Annotated in this window: 15 protein-coding genes and 2 rRNA genes (1 of these 17 cut by a window edge); 10 read left to right on the top strand and 7 right to left on the bottom strand. The window is 63.9% G+C overall.

The window, feature by feature from the left end; genetic code table 11:
• The 3 genes from F791_RS0103565 to F791_RS0103555 all read left to right on the top strand — a co-directional run.
• Nucleotides 1–2,064, top strand: a 23S ribosomal RNA gene (locus F791_RS0103565) (it extends 816 nt beyond the left edge of the window).
• Nucleotides 2,065–2,183: 119 nt separating this feature from the next.
• Nucleotides 2,184–2,299: ribosomal RNA gene (rrf, locus tag F791_RS0103560) — 5S ribosomal RNA — on the top strand.
• Between the two features lie 111 nt (nt 2,300–2,410).
• Nucleotides 2,411–2,623: a hypothetical protein gene (locus F791_RS0103555; protein WP_019592184.1), complete on the top strand. Its 213-nt coding sequence runs from the start codon at nt 2,411–2,413 to the stop codon at nt 2,621–2,623.
• Nucleotides 2,624–2,667: 44 nt separating this feature from the next.
• Here F791_RS0103555 and F791_RS0103550 read toward each other — a convergent pair whose 3' ends face one another.
• The 3 genes from F791_RS0103550 to dapA all read right to left on the bottom strand — a co-directional run bounded on the left by F791_RS0103550 (nt 2,668) and on the right by dapA (nt 5,622).
• Nucleotides 2,668–3,384 (bottom strand): MBL fold metallo-hydrolase, encoded by a 717-nt coding sequence (locus F791_RS0103550; protein WP_019592183.1) that lies wholly within the window; start codon nt 3,382–3,384, stop codon nt 2,668–2,670.
• Between the two features lie 184 nt (nt 3,385–3,568).
• A complete protein-coding gene (gene bamC / locus F791_RS0103545) occupies nt 3,569–4,735 on the bottom strand; it encodes an outer membrane protein assembly factor BamC (protein ID WP_038038411.1) in 1,167 nt (388 codons plus the stop codon).
• Between the two features lie 8 nt (nt 4,736–4,743).
• Nucleotides 4,744–5,622 (bottom strand): 4-hydroxy-tetrahydrodipicolinate synthase, encoded by an 879-nt coding sequence (gene dapA / locus F791_RS0103540; protein ID WP_018137825.1) that lies wholly within the window; start codon nt 5,620–5,622, stop codon nt 4,744–4,746.
• 218 nt (nt 5,623–5,840) lie between these two features.
• Between dapA and F791_RS0103535 the strand changes: the two genes are divergently transcribed.
• The 3 genes from F791_RS0103535 (at nt 5,841) to F791_RS0103525 (ending at nt 8,421) form a co-directional block, all read left to right on the top strand.
• The gene (locus F791_RS0103535; RefSeq protein WP_012981824.1) at nt 5,841–6,395 is read left to right on the top strand and encodes a glycine cleavage system protein R; all 555 of its coding nucleotides are present in this window, start codon (nt 5,841–5,843) and stop codon (nt 6,393–6,395) included.
• Nucleotides 6,396–6,443: 48 nt separating this feature from the next.
• A complete protein-coding gene (locus F791_RS0103530; protein ID WP_018137824.1) occupies nt 6,444–6,920 on the top strand; it encodes a peroxiredoxin in 477 nt (158 codons plus the stop codon).
• 82 nt (nt 6,921–7,002) lie between these two features.
• Nucleotides 7,003–8,421 (top strand): PhoH family protein, encoded by a 1,419-nt coding sequence (locus F791_RS0103525; protein ID WP_018137823.1) that lies wholly within the window; start codon nt 7,003–7,005, stop codon nt 8,419–8,421.
• 209 nt (nt 8,422–8,630) lie between these two features.
• On the opposite strand, the gene queD is transcribed toward F791_RS0103525, so the two are convergent.
• The 4 genes from queD to F791_RS0103500 are packed head-to-tail and all read right to left on the bottom strand — an operon-like array spanning nt 8,631 to nt 12,147.
• Nucleotides 8,631–9,014 carry a 6-carboxytetrahydropterin synthase QueD gene (queD, locus tag F791_RS0103515; RefSeq protein WP_018137821.1) on the bottom strand — a complete coding sequence of 128 codons (384 nt, stop codon included), beginning with the start codon at nt 9,012–9,014 and terminating at the stop codon, nt 8,631–8,633.
• A gap of 43 nt (nt 9,015–9,057) precedes the next feature.
• Nucleotides 9,058–10,959, bottom strand: a complete 1,902-nt coding sequence (gene dxs, locus F791_RS0103510; protein ID WP_018175386.1) for a 1-deoxy-D-xylulose-5-phosphate synthase — start codon at nt 10,957–10,959, stop codon at nt 9,058–9,060.
• Between the two features lie 12 nt (nt 10,960–10,971).
• A complete protein-coding gene (ispA, locus tag F791_RS0103505) occupies nt 10,972–11,865 on the bottom strand; it encodes a (2E,6E)-farnesyl diphosphate synthase (protein ID WP_018137819.1) in 894 nt (297 codons plus the stop codon).
• A gap of 9 nt (nt 11,866–11,874) precedes the next feature.
• On the bottom strand, nt 11,875–12,147 hold the full coding sequence (locus tag F791_RS0103500) for an exodeoxyribonuclease VII small subunit (protein WP_018175387.1): 273 nt from the start codon (nt 12,145–12,147) through the stop codon (nt 11,875–11,877).
• Between the two features lie 262 nt (nt 12,148–12,409).
• Here F791_RS0103500 and F791_RS0103495 point away from each other — a divergent pair, with 262 nt between their 5' ends.
• From F791_RS0103495 to F791_RS0103480, 4 genes are all read left to right on the top strand, one after another.
• On the top strand, nt 12,410–12,829 hold the full coding sequence (locus tag F791_RS0103495; protein ID WP_018137817.1) for a rubrerythrin family protein: 420 nt from the start codon (nt 12,410–12,412) through the stop codon (nt 12,827–12,829).
• A gap of 156 nt (nt 12,830–12,985) precedes the next feature.
• The gene (locus tag F791_RS0103490; protein WP_019592181.1) at nt 12,986–14,338 is read left to right on the top strand and encodes a heterodisulfide reductase-related iron-sulfur binding cluster; all 1,353 of its coding nucleotides are present in this window, start codon (nt 12,986–12,988) and stop codon (nt 14,336–14,338) included.
• 64 nt (nt 14,339–14,402) lie between these two features.
• Nucleotides 14,403–14,705 carry an encapsulin-associated ferritin-like protein gene (locus F791_RS0103485; RefSeq protein ID WP_018175389.1) on the top strand — a complete coding sequence of 101 codons (303 nt, stop codon included), beginning with the start codon at nt 14,403–14,405 and terminating at the stop codon, nt 14,703–14,705.
• A 40-nt stretch (nt 14,706–14,745) separates the two neighbouring features.
• On the top strand, nt 14,746–15,351 hold the full coding sequence (locus F791_RS0103480; protein ID WP_018137814.1) for a DUF3501 family protein: 606 nt from the start codon (nt 14,746–14,748) through the stop codon (nt 15,349–15,351).
• Nucleotides 15,352–15,439: the final 88 nt, after the last annotated feature.

The raw sequence follows: 15,439 nt of genomic DNA, 5'->3' as shown, positions 1-15,439 counted from the left end.
GGTAGCGCCTCATGTATCACTCCCGGGGGTAGAGCACTGTTATGGCTAGGGGGTCATCCCGACTTACCAAACCATTGCAAACTCCGAATACCGGGAAGTGCGAGCATGGGAGACACACGGCGGGTGCTAACGTCCGTCGTGGAAAGGGAAACAACCCAGACCGCCAGCTAAGGTCCCAAAATCATGGCTCAGTGGGAAACGATGTGGGAAGGCAGAGACAGCCAGGAGGTTGGCTTAGAAGCAGCCATCCTTTAAAGAAAGCGTAATAGCTCACTGGTCGAGTCGGCCTGCGCGGAAGATTTAACGGGGCTTAAGCCATGTACCGAAGCTGCGGACTTGCTTTGCAAGTGGTAGAGGAGCGTTCTGTACGCCTGTGAAGGTGTGTCGAGAGGCATGCTGGAGGTATCAGAAGTGCGAATGCTGACATGAGTAACGATAAGATGGGTGAAAAACCCATCCGCCGAAAGCCCAAGGTTTCCTGCGCAACGTTAATCGGCGCAGGGTTAGTCGGCCCCTAAGGCGAGGCAGAAATGCGTAGTCGATGGGAAACAGGTTAATATTCCTGTACCTCGCGTTAATGCGATGGGGGGACGGAGAAGGCTAGGTCATCCGGCTGTTGGTGTCCGGTTTAAGTATGTAGGGAGTGTCCTTAGGCAAATCCGGGGACACAATCCTGAGATACGATGACGAGCTCCTACGGGAGCGAAGTGACTAATGCCCTGCTTCCAGGAAAATCCTCTAAGCTTCAGTTAACGCGGGACCGTACCCCAAACCGACACAGGTGGGCAGGGTGAGAATCCCAAGGCGCTTGAGAGAACTCGGGTGAAGGAACTAGGCAAAATGGTACCGTAACTTCGGGAGAAGGTACGCCTTGGCCGGTGATGGGACTTGCTCCCTGAGCTGGTCGAGGTCGCAGAGACCAGGCCGCTGCGACTGTTTATTAAAAACACAGCACTCTGCAAACTCGAAAGAGGACGTATAGGGTGTGACGCCTGCCCGGTGCCGGAAGGTTAATTGATGGGGTTAGCTTCGGCGAAGCCCTTGATCGAAGCCCCGGTAAACGGCGGCCGTAACTATAACGGTCCTAAGGTAGCGAAATTCCTTGTCGGGTAAGTTCCGACCTGCACGAATGGCGTAACGATGGCGGCGCTGTCTCCACCCGAGACTCAGTGAAATTGAAATCGCAGTGAAGATGCTGTGTACCCGCGGCTAGACGGAAAGACCCCGTGAACCTTTACTACAGCTTCACACTGAACTTTGAACTTGTTTGTGTAGGATAGGTGGGAGGCTTTGAAGCTGGGACGCCAGTCTCAGTGGAGCCAACCTTGAAATACCACCCTGGCAATTTTGAAGTTCTAACCCAGGCCTGTTATCCAGGTCGGGGACCGTGTGTGGTGGGTAGTTTGACTGGGGCGGTCTCCTCCCAAAGAGTAACGGAGGAGTGCGAAGGTACCCTCAGCGCGGTCGGAAATCGCGCGACGAGTGCAAAGGCATAAGGGTGCTTAACTGCGAGACAGACACGTCGAGCAGGTGCGAAAGCAGGTCTTAGTGATCCGGTGGTTCTGTATGGAAGGGCCATCGCTCAACGGATAAAAGGTACTCCGGGGATAACAGGCTGATACTGCCCAAGAGTCCATATCGACGGCAGTGTTTGGCACCTCGATGTCGGCTCATCACATCCTGGGGCTGAAGCAGGTCCCAAGGGTATGGCTGTTCGCCATTTAAAGTGGTACGCGAGCTGGGTTTAGAACGTCGTGAGACAGTTCGGTCCCTATCTGCCGTGGGCGTCGGAGATTTGACAGGATCTGTCCTTAGTACGAGAGGACCGGGATGGACGCACCTCTGGTGTTCCGGTTGTCACGCCAGTGGCATTGCCGGGTAGCTATGTGCGGAAGGGATAACCGCTGAAAGCATCTAAGCGGGAAACCCACCTGAAGATTAGATCTCCCTGGACCCTCGAGGTCCCTAAAGGGCCGTTGAAGACTACAACGTTGATAGGCTGGGTGTGGAAGCGCGGTAACGCGTGCAGCTAACCAGTACTAATTGCCCGTGCGGCTTGACCATATAACACCCAAGGTGTTGATGGTTGGTCTCGTCTGACACATCACTGTTGTACACATCACCTAGAATGCATTCCGAATTCAGATGACGCAGCGCACGCGCTGGGTGATCTGGCCAGTTTGTCTGGCGGCAATAGCGAGTAGGAACCACCCGATCCCATCCCGAACTCGGAAGTGAAACTGCTCTGCGCCGATGGTAGTGTGGGGCCTCCCCATGTGAGAGTAGGTCACCGCCAGGCATTAATCCGAAGCCCGGTTCCCAATATGGGGGCCGGGCTTTTTTTATGGCTGACACGGCAGGCATGATGCTGAGGTGCGTTGTGCGCGGCGACTAGAGACGGTTTTAAGAGATGGCTCGAGGCAAGAAGCGGACAGACGGTGGTTTGGTGACGGTCGGGTTGGTGCTGATCGGGATCGGAGCCTACGCGGCTCTCGGAGGCGAGGTGGCGTTTACTCCGATTGCGCCCCGTGAAGGATCAGGGTTTGGCGGGCCGGTCGCGACCATTATCGGGCTCGCCTTCATCGCGGGTGGGGTGTATTTCCTGCGGGAGTCGCGCCGTTAGCAATTGGACTGCATTGACGTGCTCCGATGGCGAACAAGTGCTCTTCAGCGGATGCAGCGCCAGTCGAACCCGTGGTCCTGGGAAGCGATCGCGATCTCGTCGCGACTGGCGCCGACTCCCTCGCACAGGGCCTGTTCAGCCAGTTCGGGGCGGTTATTGTCGCTCGAAAGGTGCATGCCGATCAGGTGTTCCAGCTGGGACGTGTCGGCGCGTTGAAGAAGGCGGGTCGCGTCGCGGTTGGGCAAATGTCCGTACCCGTCAGCAATGCGTCGCTTGAGCTTGGGAGGGTAACGTCCGGACGCGAGCATCTCCGGGCAGTGGTTGCATTCAAGAAGGAGGCCCTGGGCGCCGGAGGCCGTCTCGATCATGTGGGGCGAGATGTGGCCGGCATCGGTCATCAGGACGAGGCGCGACGCGCCGTCGGAAAAGGCGAACTGGGTCGGTTCGCGGGCGTCATGCGGGACTGTATAGGGGATGACCAGGGCGTCGTCCAGCTCGACTGGGAGGTCCGGCTGGATCTCTTCGAGGTGGGCAAATGCGCTGTCGCGTGCCGCCAGTCGGGTCCCGACTGAGGCGTAGACGCGCAGGCCATAACGGCGCGAGAGGGCCGGCGCGGACCCCAGGTGGTCGCCGTGTTCGTGGGTCACGAACACCCCATCGAGATCGGTGGCCGCGAGCCCCTGACGTGCGAGGCGCCGCTCGATCTCCTGTACGGAAAATCCGCAGTCCACCAGCAGGCGGGTCGAGCCGATCTCGACCACGAGCGCGTTGCCGCCACTCCCGCTGCCAAGTGAACAAAATCGGATCACGCACTGCTCCGAAGGTGAATGCAGGGTAGACGTGTGGACCACCCGGGCACGCTGTCAGGCTTAGGCGCCACGGGGGAGCAGGTTGCTTCGCCCCGGCGCTGCTTCTTCGCTGGAGTGGCCCCGGGCTCCGGGTGGCTTACCGCTGCATCTGAGTCTGAATTCGCTCCAGCACGAACTCGGCGTCGCGATCGCTCAGGCGGTCGCCTTCAATGTCGCGAGCCTCGATCAAGAGGTCGCCATCGCCCCGATCCTCCAACCGGACCTGGTAGCGCTCGTTTTCCCTGCGATCTCCACCGCGACCGAAGATGCGGCCGAAGAAACCGGGCTCGTCGCGGTCGCCGGTCATGTCGGGACGGTAGGTGACCTCGTAGATGCCGGCCTGGCGGTCCTGTTCATCCACCAGCAATCCGGCGCGGTCCAGGAAGGTGCCAAGTTGGCGCCAGACCCGTTCATATTCACCGCCCAGGAGCAGGGCGGGCGAACCATCATGCTCCGTCATCTGCAGTTCGGTCGGGCGGTCGACGAGGGTCTCGGCAACCCGTGCGCCCCCTTCACCCGGATCGCCGGTGGTGAGGTAAACGAGCAGCCGGTTCAGCATCTCGGCTTCGAGCTCCGGGTCCGAGGGGCGCATGGCCCAGCGCCAGGACTGGCCCTCGGCCTGCTCTTCGGCACCTCGATGGGTGATGTAGATTTCCGACTGTCCGTTCACGCGCTCGACGCGCATCCGGTACTGGTCGCGGGTGTTGGCGTCGTATACGTTGCCAAGGGCGCGGGCGAAGATGTTCTGCGTGCCGCGCAGCGGGATGCCGGCTCGGTCTTCGGCCCACTCGGTCTGCATCACGCCCACTTGGGGTTCGTTGCGTTCCAGGCGGAGGTTCTGGCTGTCCCAGAAGGCGACCAGTCGATCCCAGATCTCGCCGGGATCGCCGTCGACCTGGAGCCAGCGCGTGCCTCCGTCGCGCATGAGCTGCACCTCGGCGGACTCCGGGAGTACCTGGGCGGTGCGGGTCGGGGCGCCGGGCTGGGCCTGCGCGGGTTGTTGCTGGCGCTGGGCGGTGTCCTGCTGCATGTCGCGGGCACTGATGCGGCCGCCCGGGTCATCGGGCAGGCGGTAGGCCCGCTCGGTGTCTGGCGCGATCAGATCCGGCGGGACTTCGAGGTCCTCCATCTGCCGGCTCATTTCGTATTCCGGGCCGGACTGGCGATCACCGCCCCAGCCTCCGCAACCAGCGACGGCGAGACCCGTGGCGATCGCGAGGGTGGCGCGCGTGGCGGAGTGATAGGGCTTGAAAGGCAATTTCATGATCGGACTCAGACCTCAATGCCGGCTTGGCGCATCGCGTCCAGTACCGGTGCATGGAACGGTTCGGAAAGGGGTGTCAGGGGCAAGCGAATACCTTCCTCTATCATCCCCATGCGCTGCAAGGCCCATTTTACGGGGATGGGATTGGCTTCGAGGAACAAGGCCGAATGCAGACCATCCAGCTGGCGATTGATTTCGCGGGCTTCGTCCGCGCGTCCCTCGCGCACGGCGCGGCACATGCGGGCCATTAGCGCCGGGGCGACGTTCGCGGTCACCGAGATGACCCCTTGTCCCCCGGCCAGCAAAAAGGCCAGCCCATTCGCATCTTCGCCACTGAACAGGTCGAAGCGGCCGCCCACGCGCTGGACAAGCTCGGCGGTGCGCTCGTTATTGCCCGTGGCCTCCTTGAGGCCGACGATGTTCGGGATTTCGGCCAGGCGTTCGACTGTCTCGGGGAGCATGTCGACGGCCGTGCGCCCCGGAACGTTATAGAGGATCTGCGGGATATCGACGGCCTCGGCGATGGCCTTGTGGTGCAGATACAGGCCCTCCTGCGTGGGCTTGTTGTAGTACGGGGATACCAGCAGGCAGGCATCGGCGCCGGCTTCGTGGGCACAGCGCGTGAGCGCGATCGCCTCGCGCGTGGAGTTTGCGCCGGTGCCGGCGATCACCGGCAGACGCCCGCCCACGGTCTTGACCGTATGGGCAATCGCTTCACAGTGTTCGTCGAAATCGAGGGTGGCGGATTCGCCGGTAGTACCGACCGCTACGATGGCGTCGGTTCCGGCCTCGATGTGGAATTCGAGGAGCCGATCAAGCGCCGGCCAGTCGAGACTGCCGTCCGCGTGCATCGGGGTCGCCAGTGCGACCATGCTGCCTTGAAACATCGACTCCTCCAGCGACGGTAATGGTGCAGTCTAACGGGCGCGCGACAAGGCGTTCAAGAAGCCGTGCGCAGACCCCGTCTGGATGGCGCCCGGACCGTTGGCGCCACCCAGGCGAGGTGGTATGTTCCCAGCCATCATGCCAGTGGATGCATCCAACCCGTCCAGCATTGCCTCAGGCCAGTGGCCGCCCGGCTGCGCTCTGCGCTCCAGGGGCCGGCATGGCTGAGGTCGTCGGGGCCGGCTCGCACACCCATCTGATCCTGAATCTGATCGGACCCGACCAGCCTGGCCTGGTGGCCGGCGTTACGCGTGTCATCGTCGATACAGGCTGCAACCTGGAGTCCAGCCGCATTACGACCCTGGACGGCTATTGCTGCATGGCGCTGAGCGCCAGCGGCAACTGGAAGACCCTCGCCACGCTGGAATCCCGCCTGGAACGGCTGGAGGCCGAGCTGGATCTCGCGATCACCGTGCGCCGTGGGCCGCTGGATGAATCCAGCCAGCCCGCGATGGCCTATGCGGTGGACGTGGTCGCGCTGGACGCCCCGGGGCTGGTCAATGCCCTGGCCGATTTCTTCACCAGCCGTGGTGTGAACCTGCGTGACGTACAGACGCGCGTCTACACCGCTCAGCACACGGGCGCGCGCATGTTCGCCGCCAACATGGTGGTGGACATCCCGGCGGGACAGCACCTGGCCAGCCTGCGCGGCGAATTCATGGATTTTTGCGACGAACTGAACCTGGACGGCGTGCTGGATCCGATCAAGGCCTGATTCCGATCCGGCGCCGTCCGGCCCCACCACGACACGGAGTGACACCTAATGACGATCGCCATTGACCAGACCGTTCCCGAAGACCTACGCGTGCCCGCCACCGGCGAGCAGACCCTGGGCCCGGGTGATTTTCGCGGCAAGATCGTGGTGCTCTATTTCTACCCGAAGGACAGCACGCCGGGCTGCACCAACGAGAGCCGCGACTTTGCGGCCAACAAGGCCGCGTTCGACGCCACCGGCGCGGTCATCCTCGGGGTCTCGCGCGACAGCGTGAAGAGCCACGAGAACTTCCGCGCCAAGCAGGAGCTGCCGTTCGACCTGCTGAGCGACGCCGACGAGCAGTTGTGCGAGGCGTTCGACGTGATCAAGATGAAGAACATGTACGGCAAGCAGGTGCGCGGCATCGAGCGCTCCACCTTCTTGATCGACGAGCAGGGTGTGCTGCGCCGGGAATGGCGCAAGGTCAAAGTGCCGGGGCATGTGGACGAGGTCCTGGCCGCGGTACGCGAGATGGCCGGCCAGTGAGGCGCCCCGCGAATCCTTCGAGAGTACTGGCAGTAGACGTTCGCCCCATTTGTTTTCGACTCACCCCGGCCGCGGAGGCGCCATGAGCGAAACACCGGAGGACCCGAAACGCCTGTTTGTCCTGGACACCAATGTCCTGATGCATGACCCCACTGCGCTGTTCCGCTTCAAGGAACACGACATCTTCCTGCCCATGGTCGTGCTCGAGGAACTCGACCGTGGCAAGAAGGGGGTCTCCGAGGTCGCGCGCAACGTGCGCCAGGTCTCGCGCTTTATCGACGAATTGATGAGTGGCGCGACCCACGAGCAGATTGCCGCCGGGTTACCGCTACAGGCCGAATCGCTCAGCGAGTCGACGCTTGCACCCTCCGGGCGGCTGTTTTTTCAGACCCGCAATCTGACCTCGCGCCTGCCGGACTCGCTGCCCGGCTCGACCCCGGACAACGACATCCTGGCCACCGCCCAGGCACTCAAGACGGAGTGGTCGGACCTCCCGGTCACCCTGGTCTCCAAGGACATCAACCTGCGCATCAAGGCGGCGGTGATCGGCCTGCACGCGGAGGACTACTACAACGACCAGGTCCTGGATGACGTCAGCCTGCTGTTCTCCGGCATGACCGAGCTGCCAGCGGATTTCTGGGAGACCCACGGGACCAAGATGGACTCCTGGCAGGAGTCCGGCCGGACCTACTACCGAGTCACCGGGCCCCTGGTCAGCGAGTGGCAGCCCAATCAGTTCGTCTACCGCGAGGGGGAGAATCCGTTGTCCGCGATCGTGCTGGAGATCGACCAGCCGAACGAGTCCGCGGTGATCGAGCTGGTGGACGACTATATGACCCCGCGCCACAGCGTCTGGGGCATCAATGCCCGCAATCGCGAGCAGAACTACGCCCTGAACCTGCTGATGGACCCGGAGGTGGATTTCGTCTCCCTGCTGGGGGCTGCCGGTACCGGCAAGACCCTGCTGGCGCTGGCCGCGGGGCTTGCGCAGACGCTGGAGGACAACACCTACAAGGAGATCATCATGACCCGGGTCACGGTCCCTGTGGGCGAGGACATCGGCTTCCTGCCCGGGACCGAGGAAGAGAAGATGACCCCGTGGATGGGCGCGTTGATGGACAACCTCGAGGTCCTGGCCAAGTCCGAAGGTGCGGGCGACTGGGGCCGGGCAGCCACGAACGACGTGCTGACCAGCCGCATCAAGATCCGCTCGCTGAACTTCATGCGCGGGCGGACCTTCCTCAGCCGCTACATCATCCTGGACGAGGCGCAGAACCTGACCTCCAAGCAGATGAAGACCCTGGTTACCCGCGCGGGGCCCGGCACCAAGGTGGTGGCGCTGGGCAACATCGCACAGATCGACACCCCGTACCTGACCGAGACCTCGTCCGGCCTGACCTACGTGGTGGACCGCTTCCGCAACTGGACCCACAGCGGGCACATCACACTGACCCGCGGCGAGCGCTCGCGGCTGGCGGACTACGCCTCGAATCACCTGTAGACGGCGGGTAAGGTACGCTTGGGGGCGGCAACGGAGCGGGAAACGGGCACCGTCATTGCGAGGCCCCGCAGGGGCCGCGGCAACCTCCGGAAGCTGGTGGTGAGCCAGCTATGGAAGCAGATGGTTCCGGACGGAGTTCGCCACGTCGCTTCGCTCCTCGCGATGACGGTGCTTGTGGCGGGGGGTGGGGGTGGTGAAGCGGGGGAGGCTTAACCGTCCTCGCTGTAGCGTACGCAGGCGCGGTCGGTCTCCCACAGGGTCAGCGCGTGCATGCGCAGGCCCGGGCGGTTCAGGCGCTCCGCCATCTGGCGGAAGAACCACTGTGCGATGTGCTCGGCGGTCGGGTTGACCGTGTCGAACGGCGGGACGTCGTTCAGATAGCGGTGGTCCAGCTGCCCGGCGATCTCGCGCGCGGCGGTCTTGACCACCTTGAAGTCCACTGCCATGCCGGCGTCATCCAGCGTCTCGGCCTGAACCTCGGCCTCTACCTTCCAGTTGTGTCCATGCATGTTCGCGCACTGCCCCGGGTAATCGCGCAGGGTATGCGCGGAGGCAAAGTCGGTCAGGACGCGGAGGGTGTAACGGGCGCTCATGGGTCGATTCCGGCAGGCGACGCTGGTGGTCGCGGGGTAAAAATCAGCCCGCGAAGCCTATCCGGCCGCCGGCGTCCGCGCAATTCTCCTGCCCGCAGGCGTGGCGAATCGCGGCCAGCACGCCCTCGGTGTCGAGGCCGCAGTCGGCCAGGATCTGTTCGCGCGAGCCATGTTCGGTGAAAACGTCCGGGATGCCCAGTACCTGGCAGGGCAGGGTCAGGCCCTCGGCGGAGAGCCATTCCAGCACCGCGCTGCCGGCGCCACCGGCGCGGGCATGATCCTCGAGCGTCACGAAGCCTTCATGGCGGGCGGCCAGCCGCGCCAGCAGTTCGGTGTCGAGCGGCTTGATGAAACGCATGTTCACCACGGTGGCGTCCAGCGCCTCGCCCGCGGCCAGGGCGGTCTCCAGCAGCGCGCCGAAGCTGAGGATCGCCAGGCCTCGGCCCTCGCGTACGACCTCGGCGCGTCCGACAGGCAGGGTCTCCAGGTCCTCGCTGCCCCCTTCCGGCAGGACGCCGGGGCCGCCCCCGCGTGGATAGCGCACCGCCGCCGGGCCCTCGTAGGCGTAGCCAGTGGACAGCATCTGGCGGCACTCGTGCTCGTTGGATGGGGCCATCAGCAGCATATTGGGGACGCTGCGCAGCAGCGCGGTATCGAACGTGCCGGCATGCGTCGGGCCATCGGCGCCGACGATCCCCGCGCGGTCCACCGCGAACAGCACCGGGAGGTTCTGCAGGGCGACGTCGTGGATCACCTGGTCCATCGCCCGCTGCAGGAAGGTCGAGTAGATCGCGACCACAGGCTTCTGCCCCTCGCAGGCCATGCCGGCGGCCAGCGTGACCGCGTGCTGCTCGGCGATGCCGACATCGAAGTAGCGCTCGGGGAACTGCTCGGAGAAGGCCACCAGCCCGGAGCCCTCGCGCATCGCCGGGGTGATGCCCAGCAGGCGGTCGTCGGCCGTGGCCTGATCGCACAGCCACTGGCTGAAGATGTCGGTATACGCGGGCGGCTTCGGCCCGGAGGGCGTCAGCCCGTTCTCCGGCTCGAACTTGGAGACCCCGTGGTAGCGGCAGGGGTCCTCTTCGGCCGGGGCATAGCCCTGTCCCTTGCGTGTGACCACATGCAGCAGTTGCGGACCGTGACCGCCGCGCAGGTTCTTCAGGATCGATACCAGGCCGTTCACGTCATGGCCGTCCACCGGCCCGAAGTAGCGAAAGCCCAGTTCCTCGAACAGCGTGCCCGGCACCAGCATGCCCTTCATGTGCTCCTCGGCTCGCTCGGCAAAGGCCTTCATCGGCGGGACGAACTCCAGCATGCGTTTGGAGCCCTCGCGCACCGAGCTGTACAGCCGCCCGGACAGCAGCCGGGTGAAGTACTGGTTCATCGCGCCGACGTTCGGCGAGATCGACATGTCGTTGTCGTTCAGGATGACCAGCAGATTACAGTCGAGATCGCCGATGTGGTTGAGCGCCTCGAAGGCCATGCCGGCGGTCATCGCCCCGTCGCCGATAACCGCCACATGGCGGCGGTCCAGTCCTGCGTGCTTGGCGGCGAGGGCCATGCCGGCGGCGGCACTGATCGAGGTGCTGGAATGCCCGGCCCCGAAGGCGTCGTACTCGCTCTCGGCGCGTTTGGGGAAGCCGGCCAGCCCGCCGTACTGGCGCAGGCTGGCCATCCCGGTGCGCCGGCCGGTCAGGATCTTGTGGGCATAGGCCTGATGCCCTACATCCCAGACGATGCGGTCGTCCGGGGTATTGAACGCGTAGTGCAGCGCGACCGCCAACTCCACGGTGCCCAGGTTCGCGGCCAGATGGCCGCCGGTGCGCGAGACGCTCTCGATCAGAAACTGGCGCAATTCGCCGGCCAGCCCCGGCAGTTCCGAGGCCGGGTGCGCCCGCAGGTCGGCGGGCCATTCGATTGCATCCAGCAGGGGGGTGGGGGTCATGGGCAGGCCGTGTCAGTTCATGCGGTCGACGATGTACCGCGCAAGGAAGCGAAGCAAGTCCGCCTCCTGGCCAAAGGGTTGCAGCTCGTCCAGCGCCTCGTCGACCAGGGCCACTGCGCGTTCGCGCGAGGCCTCCAGGCCCTGCAGCGAGGGGAAGGTCGCCTTGTCCAGGCGGGCATCCGCCCCGCAGGCCTTGCCGAGCACCTCCGGATCACCCTCCACGTCGAGCACGTCGTCGCGGATCTGGAACGCCAGGCCAATGCATTCGGCGTAGCGGGTCAGGTGGCCAAGGGTGTCCTCCGAGGCGCCACCGGCGATTGCGCCCAGGCGCACCGACACGCGGATCAGGGCGCCGGTCTTGAGCCGGTGCATGCGCTCCAGTTCCGCCAGATCGATCGGCTTGCCGCAGGCGCCGAGGTCGATGGCCTGGCCGCCGGCCATGCCGTGCAGGCCCGCTGCGTGGGCGAGCTCGGCCAGGGCATTCAGGCCGGCTGTGCCGGGCAGGGTGCGGACGCCGGCGGTCATGATCTCGAAGGCGCGGGCCTGCAACGCATCCCCGGCGAGGATCGCGGTGGCCTCGTCGAAGGCACGGTGGCAGGTGGGCCTGCCACGGCGCAGGTCGTCGTTGTCCATCGCCGGCAGGTCGTCGTGGATCAGCGAGTAGACATGGACCATCTCCACGGCCGCCGCCATCGCATCGAGCGCGTCATCGGGGGCGTTACAGGTGGCCCCGGCCGCGTATACCAGGACTGGGCGCAGGCGCTTGCCACCGGAGAGCGTGGCATAGCGCATGGCCTCGATTAGTCGCGGGTCCGGGGAAGAGTCGGCCGCGAGCCGCTGGTCGAGTACGGTCTCGATACGACGCTGATAGGCCTTCAGCGCCTCGGATGGATCTGGAATGCTCAAGGCCGGGTCCTAGAATGGGACGTCGTCGGGATCGGTCGGGGTGTCCGGTGCGCTCCCGGACGCGGCACCCTCCGCAGAAGGCTCGCTGGCGAGTTTCTCGATGCGTGCCTGGGCGTCGTCCAGCGCCTTCTGACAGCGGCCGACCAGTTCCATGCCGCGCTGGAATTCCTCCAGCGACTGTTCCAGGCCCAGTTCGCCGGACTCCATCCGTGCCACCAGGGCCTCCAGGGCCTCCAGGCTGGCTTCGAACTCGGCGGGGCTGTCGGTGGATGTGTCGGTCATGGTGTCGGATTACGTGTTGGGTTCTTATTGGATCGCGGGGGCTAAAAGGTGAGAAAGTATCCGATCCGCCGCGGCGAGGAAAGAAGCCGGGCGGCCGGGGGCTTGAGTTTCGTGACCGTGCCCCCACGGTCAGCGGGGCAATCGGTTGACATGCGACCGGGTGCTAACTAGAGTTTCGAAGTGTTTTAGACAAAGTCTAAATGCCCGATCCGCACAACGGCCGTACCGGTGTGTGGATCCTAACCAGCAAGAGGAGAGACCCATGGAACTGAAAGGTAGCAAGACCGAAGAAGCCCTCAAGGAGGCCTTTGCCGGCGAATCGATGGCCAACCGTCGTTACCTGTACTTCGCTTCCAAGGCGGACGTGGAAGGCTACAACGACGTCGCGACCGTGTTCCGTTCCACCGCCGAAGGTGAAACCGGCCACGCCCACGGTCACCTCGAGTACCTCGAGAGCTGCGGCGACCCGGCCACCGGCCTGGAATTCGGCCCCACCGCCGCGAACCTGAAGACCGCCGTTGCCGGTGAGACCCACGAGTACACCGACATGTACCCGGGCATGGCCAAGACCGCCCGCGACGAAGGCTTCGACGAAGTCGCCGACTGGTTCGAGACCCTGGCCAAGGCGGAGCGTTCCCACGCCAACCGCTTCCAGAAGGCCCTGGACCAGCTGGACGACTGATTGTCCGGTAGTAACGGAAGCACGCGGGGCCGCTACGCCGGCCCCGTTTTCCGGGAGGTACGGAACAGCCTGTGAAGTCAGCCCTGCGGCTGCGTTCGCATGTTGTTCCGTGTTTCCCTCGAAGCATCGTCACTGATACGGATACCGGAGGGATGCATGTCTGCGCCGACGCACCAACGTGAAGGAAGTCTGGAAGCCCCGACCCGCCATCCGCTGGACTGGAAGAATCCCGAGTTCTACAACGAGGAATCGTTGTTCGCCGAGCTGGAGCGGGTCTACGACATCTGTCATGGCTGCCGGCGCTGCGTCAGCCTCTGCAACTCCTTCCCCACGCTGTTCGACCTGGTCGACGAATCCGAGACCATGGAGGTCGACGGCGTTGATCGGAAGGACTACTGGAAGGTGGTGGATCACTGCTACCTGTGTGATCTGTGCTACCTGACCAAGTGCCCCTACGTGCCCCCGCATGAATGGAACGTCGACTTCCCGCACCTGATGCTGCGTGCCAAGGCCGTGCGTTTCCAGAAAGAGGGAGCGAAGGCCGCGCACAAGTTCATGTCCAGCACCGATACCGTCGGCAAGCTGGCGGGCATCCCGGTGGTTGCCGGCGTAGTCAACGCCGCGAACAAGACCGGCGCGATGCGCAAGGTGCTGGACAAGACTATGGGCGTGCACCCGGATGCCCCGGTCCCTGAATACCACTCGAGCAAGGGTCGCTCGCGCATGGCGAAGGTTGCCAAGGGAGTGAGCAACCCCGAGCCGGCCGGTGCCACCCAGGGCAAGGTAGCGCTCTACGCCACCTGCTACGGCAACTACAACGAGCCGCACCTGGTCGAGGACCTGGTCAAGGTCTTCGAGCACAACGGCATCGAGGTCACCCTGGTCGAGAAGGAGCAATGCTGCGGCATGCCCAAGCTCGAGTTGGGCGACCTGAAGGCCGTCGAGTCCGCGAAGGATGCGAACATCCCGGCGATGAAGCGCATGATCGACCAAGGCTACGACATTGTCGCGCCAGTCCCGTCCTGCGTGCTGATGTACAAGCAGGAACTGCCGCTGATGTTCCCGGACGAGCCCGATGTCGCCGCTGTACGCGATCGTATCTTCGACCCGTTCGAGTACCTGATGGAGCGCCACAAGGAAGGCAAGCTGAACACCGACTTCCCCGAGAAGCTCGGCAAGATCGCCTACCACGCGGCCTGCCACCTGCGGGTGCAGAACATGGGGCTCAAGACTCGCGACCTGCTGAAGCTTGTGCCGAATACCGAGATCGACGTGATCGAACGCTGCTCCGGGCACGACGGTACCTATGGCGTGAAGAGCGAGTTCTACGAGACTGCGGCCAAGATCTGTCGTCCGGTGGTGAACCGGGTGCAGAAGGCCGAGTCCGATCACTACTCGAGTGACTGCCCGATGGCCGGGCACATGATCGAGAACGGACTGCAGGGCAAGGGCGAGGACAAGGCGCCCGAACACCCGCTGACCCTGCTGCGCCAGGCCTACGGGCTGTAGCGCCGGGTATCGGTTACCAGAACACGACGTACGCCCGCCGAGGCGCCGCGGATGGAGACACGAAATGGCCAGTGACAGCTACCACGAACCCGTCGAGGAACTGAGCGACGAGTCGCGCGAGATGCATCGCGCCATCGTCTCGCTGATGGAAGAGCTCGAGGCGGTGGACTGGTATCAGCAGCGCATCGATGCCTGCAAGAACGAGGAACTCAAGGCAATCCTCGCGCACAACCGCGACGAAGAGATCGAACACGCGGCAATGGTGCTGGAGTGGATCCGTCGCCATAACCCGGTGTTCGACCACGAACTGAAAGACAACCTCTGGTCCGACAAGGACTACACGAAGAAGGGACACCACGACCACTGAGGGGTCCCGCGGACCAGTCCGACGTGACGGAGGTATCGAGATGGAGGCAAGTGTGGACAAGCTGAGTCGAAACGACCTGTATTCGCTGGAGAAGTACCACGAGGTGCGGCCCCAGTTTCGCAACGAGGTCATGCAGCACAAGCGCAATCGCGTGGTGCAGGTGGGCCCGGCCGTGACCCTGCACTTCGAGGATCGCAAGACCATGCAGTACCAGATCCAGGAGATGCTGCGGGTCGAAAAGATCTTCGATGCCGAAGGCATCCAGGACGAGCTGGACGCCTACAATCCGCTGATCCCGGACGGTTCCAACTGGAAGGCGACCATGATGGTCGAATACCCGGACGTGGACGAGCGCAAGGTGCAGCTGTCCAAGCTGATCGGGATCGAGCGCAAGACCTACGTTCAGGTCGAAGGCCACGACAAGGTCTACCCGATCGCGAACGAGGACCTGGATCGGGAGACCGACGACAAGACCTCGTCGGTCCACTTCCTGCGCTTCGAGCTGACCCCGGAGATGGTCTCCGCCGCGAAATCCGGTGCGGCCATTGCCATCGGGGTGGAGCACGAGAACTACAGCCACCGGCTGGACGCCGTCGCCGAGGGTGCGCGCGAATCGCTCGCATCCGACCTCGACGCCGTCAACTGACGCGGCCTTTTTGCCCGCTTCACCAAAGGCGCCTCCGGGCGCCTTTTTCGTTTCCGACTTACGTTGTGGCTGTTCAGGCTGGCCCTGG

Source organism: Thioalkalivibrio sp. ALRh, from assembly GCF_000381425.1.
In the GTDB taxonomy this organism is placed as follows: Bacteria; Pseudomonadota; Gammaproteobacteria; order Ectothiorhodospirales; family Ectothiorhodospiraceae; genus Thioalkalivibrio.
This window is presented reverse-complemented; position numbering and strand designations above follow the sequence as displayed.

Excerpts from the sequence above, each read along its gene's own strand:
- F791_RS0103555 (WP_019592184.1), top strand. The coding sequence starts at position 2,411 with ATGGCTCGAGGCAAGAAGCGGACAGACGGTGGTTTGGTGACGGTCGGG.
- bamC (WP_038038411.1), bottom strand. The coding sequence starts at position 4,735 with ATGAAATTGCCTTTCAAGCCCTATCACTCCGCCACGCGCGCCACCCTC.
- dapA (WP_018137825.1), bottom strand. The coding sequence starts at position 5,622 with ATGTTTCAAGGCAGCATGGTCGCACTGGCGACCCCGATGCACGCGGAC.
- F791_RS0103535 (WP_012981824.1), top strand. The coding sequence starts at position 5,841 with ATGGCTGAGGTCGTCGGGGCCGGCTCGCACACCCATCTGATCCTGAAT.
- F791_RS0103530 (WP_018137824.1), top strand. The coding sequence starts at position 6,444 with ATGACGATCGCCATTGACCAGACCGTTCCCGAAGACCTACGCGTGCCC.
- F791_RS0103525 (WP_018137823.1), top strand. The coding sequence starts at position 7,003 with ATGAGCGAAACACCGGAGGACCCGAAACGCCTGTTTGTCCTGGACACC.
- queD (WP_018137821.1), bottom strand. The coding sequence starts at position 9,014 with ATGAGCGCCCGTTACACCCTCCGCGTCCTGACCGACTTTGCCTCCGCG.
- dxs (WP_018175386.1), bottom strand. The coding sequence starts at position 10,959 with ATGACCCCCACCCCCCTGCTGGATGCAATCGAATGGCCCGCCGACCTG.
- F791_RS0103500 (WP_018175387.1), bottom strand. The coding sequence starts at position 12,147 with ATGACCGACACATCCACCGACAGCCCCGCCGAGTTCGAAGCCAGCCTG.
- F791_RS0103495 (WP_018137817.1), top strand. The coding sequence starts at position 12,410 with ATGGAACTGAAAGGTAGCAAGACCGAAGAAGCCCTCAAGGAGGCCTTT.
- F791_RS0103490 (WP_019592181.1), top strand. The coding sequence starts at position 12,986 with ATGTCTGCGCCGACGCACCAACGTGAAGGAAGTCTGGAAGCCCCGACC.
- F791_RS0103485 (WP_018175389.1), top strand. The coding sequence starts at position 14,403 with ATGGCCAGTGACAGCTACCACGAACCCGTCGAGGAACTGAGCGACGAG.
- F791_RS0103480 (WP_018137814.1), top strand. The coding sequence starts at position 14,746 with ATGGAGGCAAGTGTGGACAAGCTGAGTCGAAACGACCTGTATTCGCTG.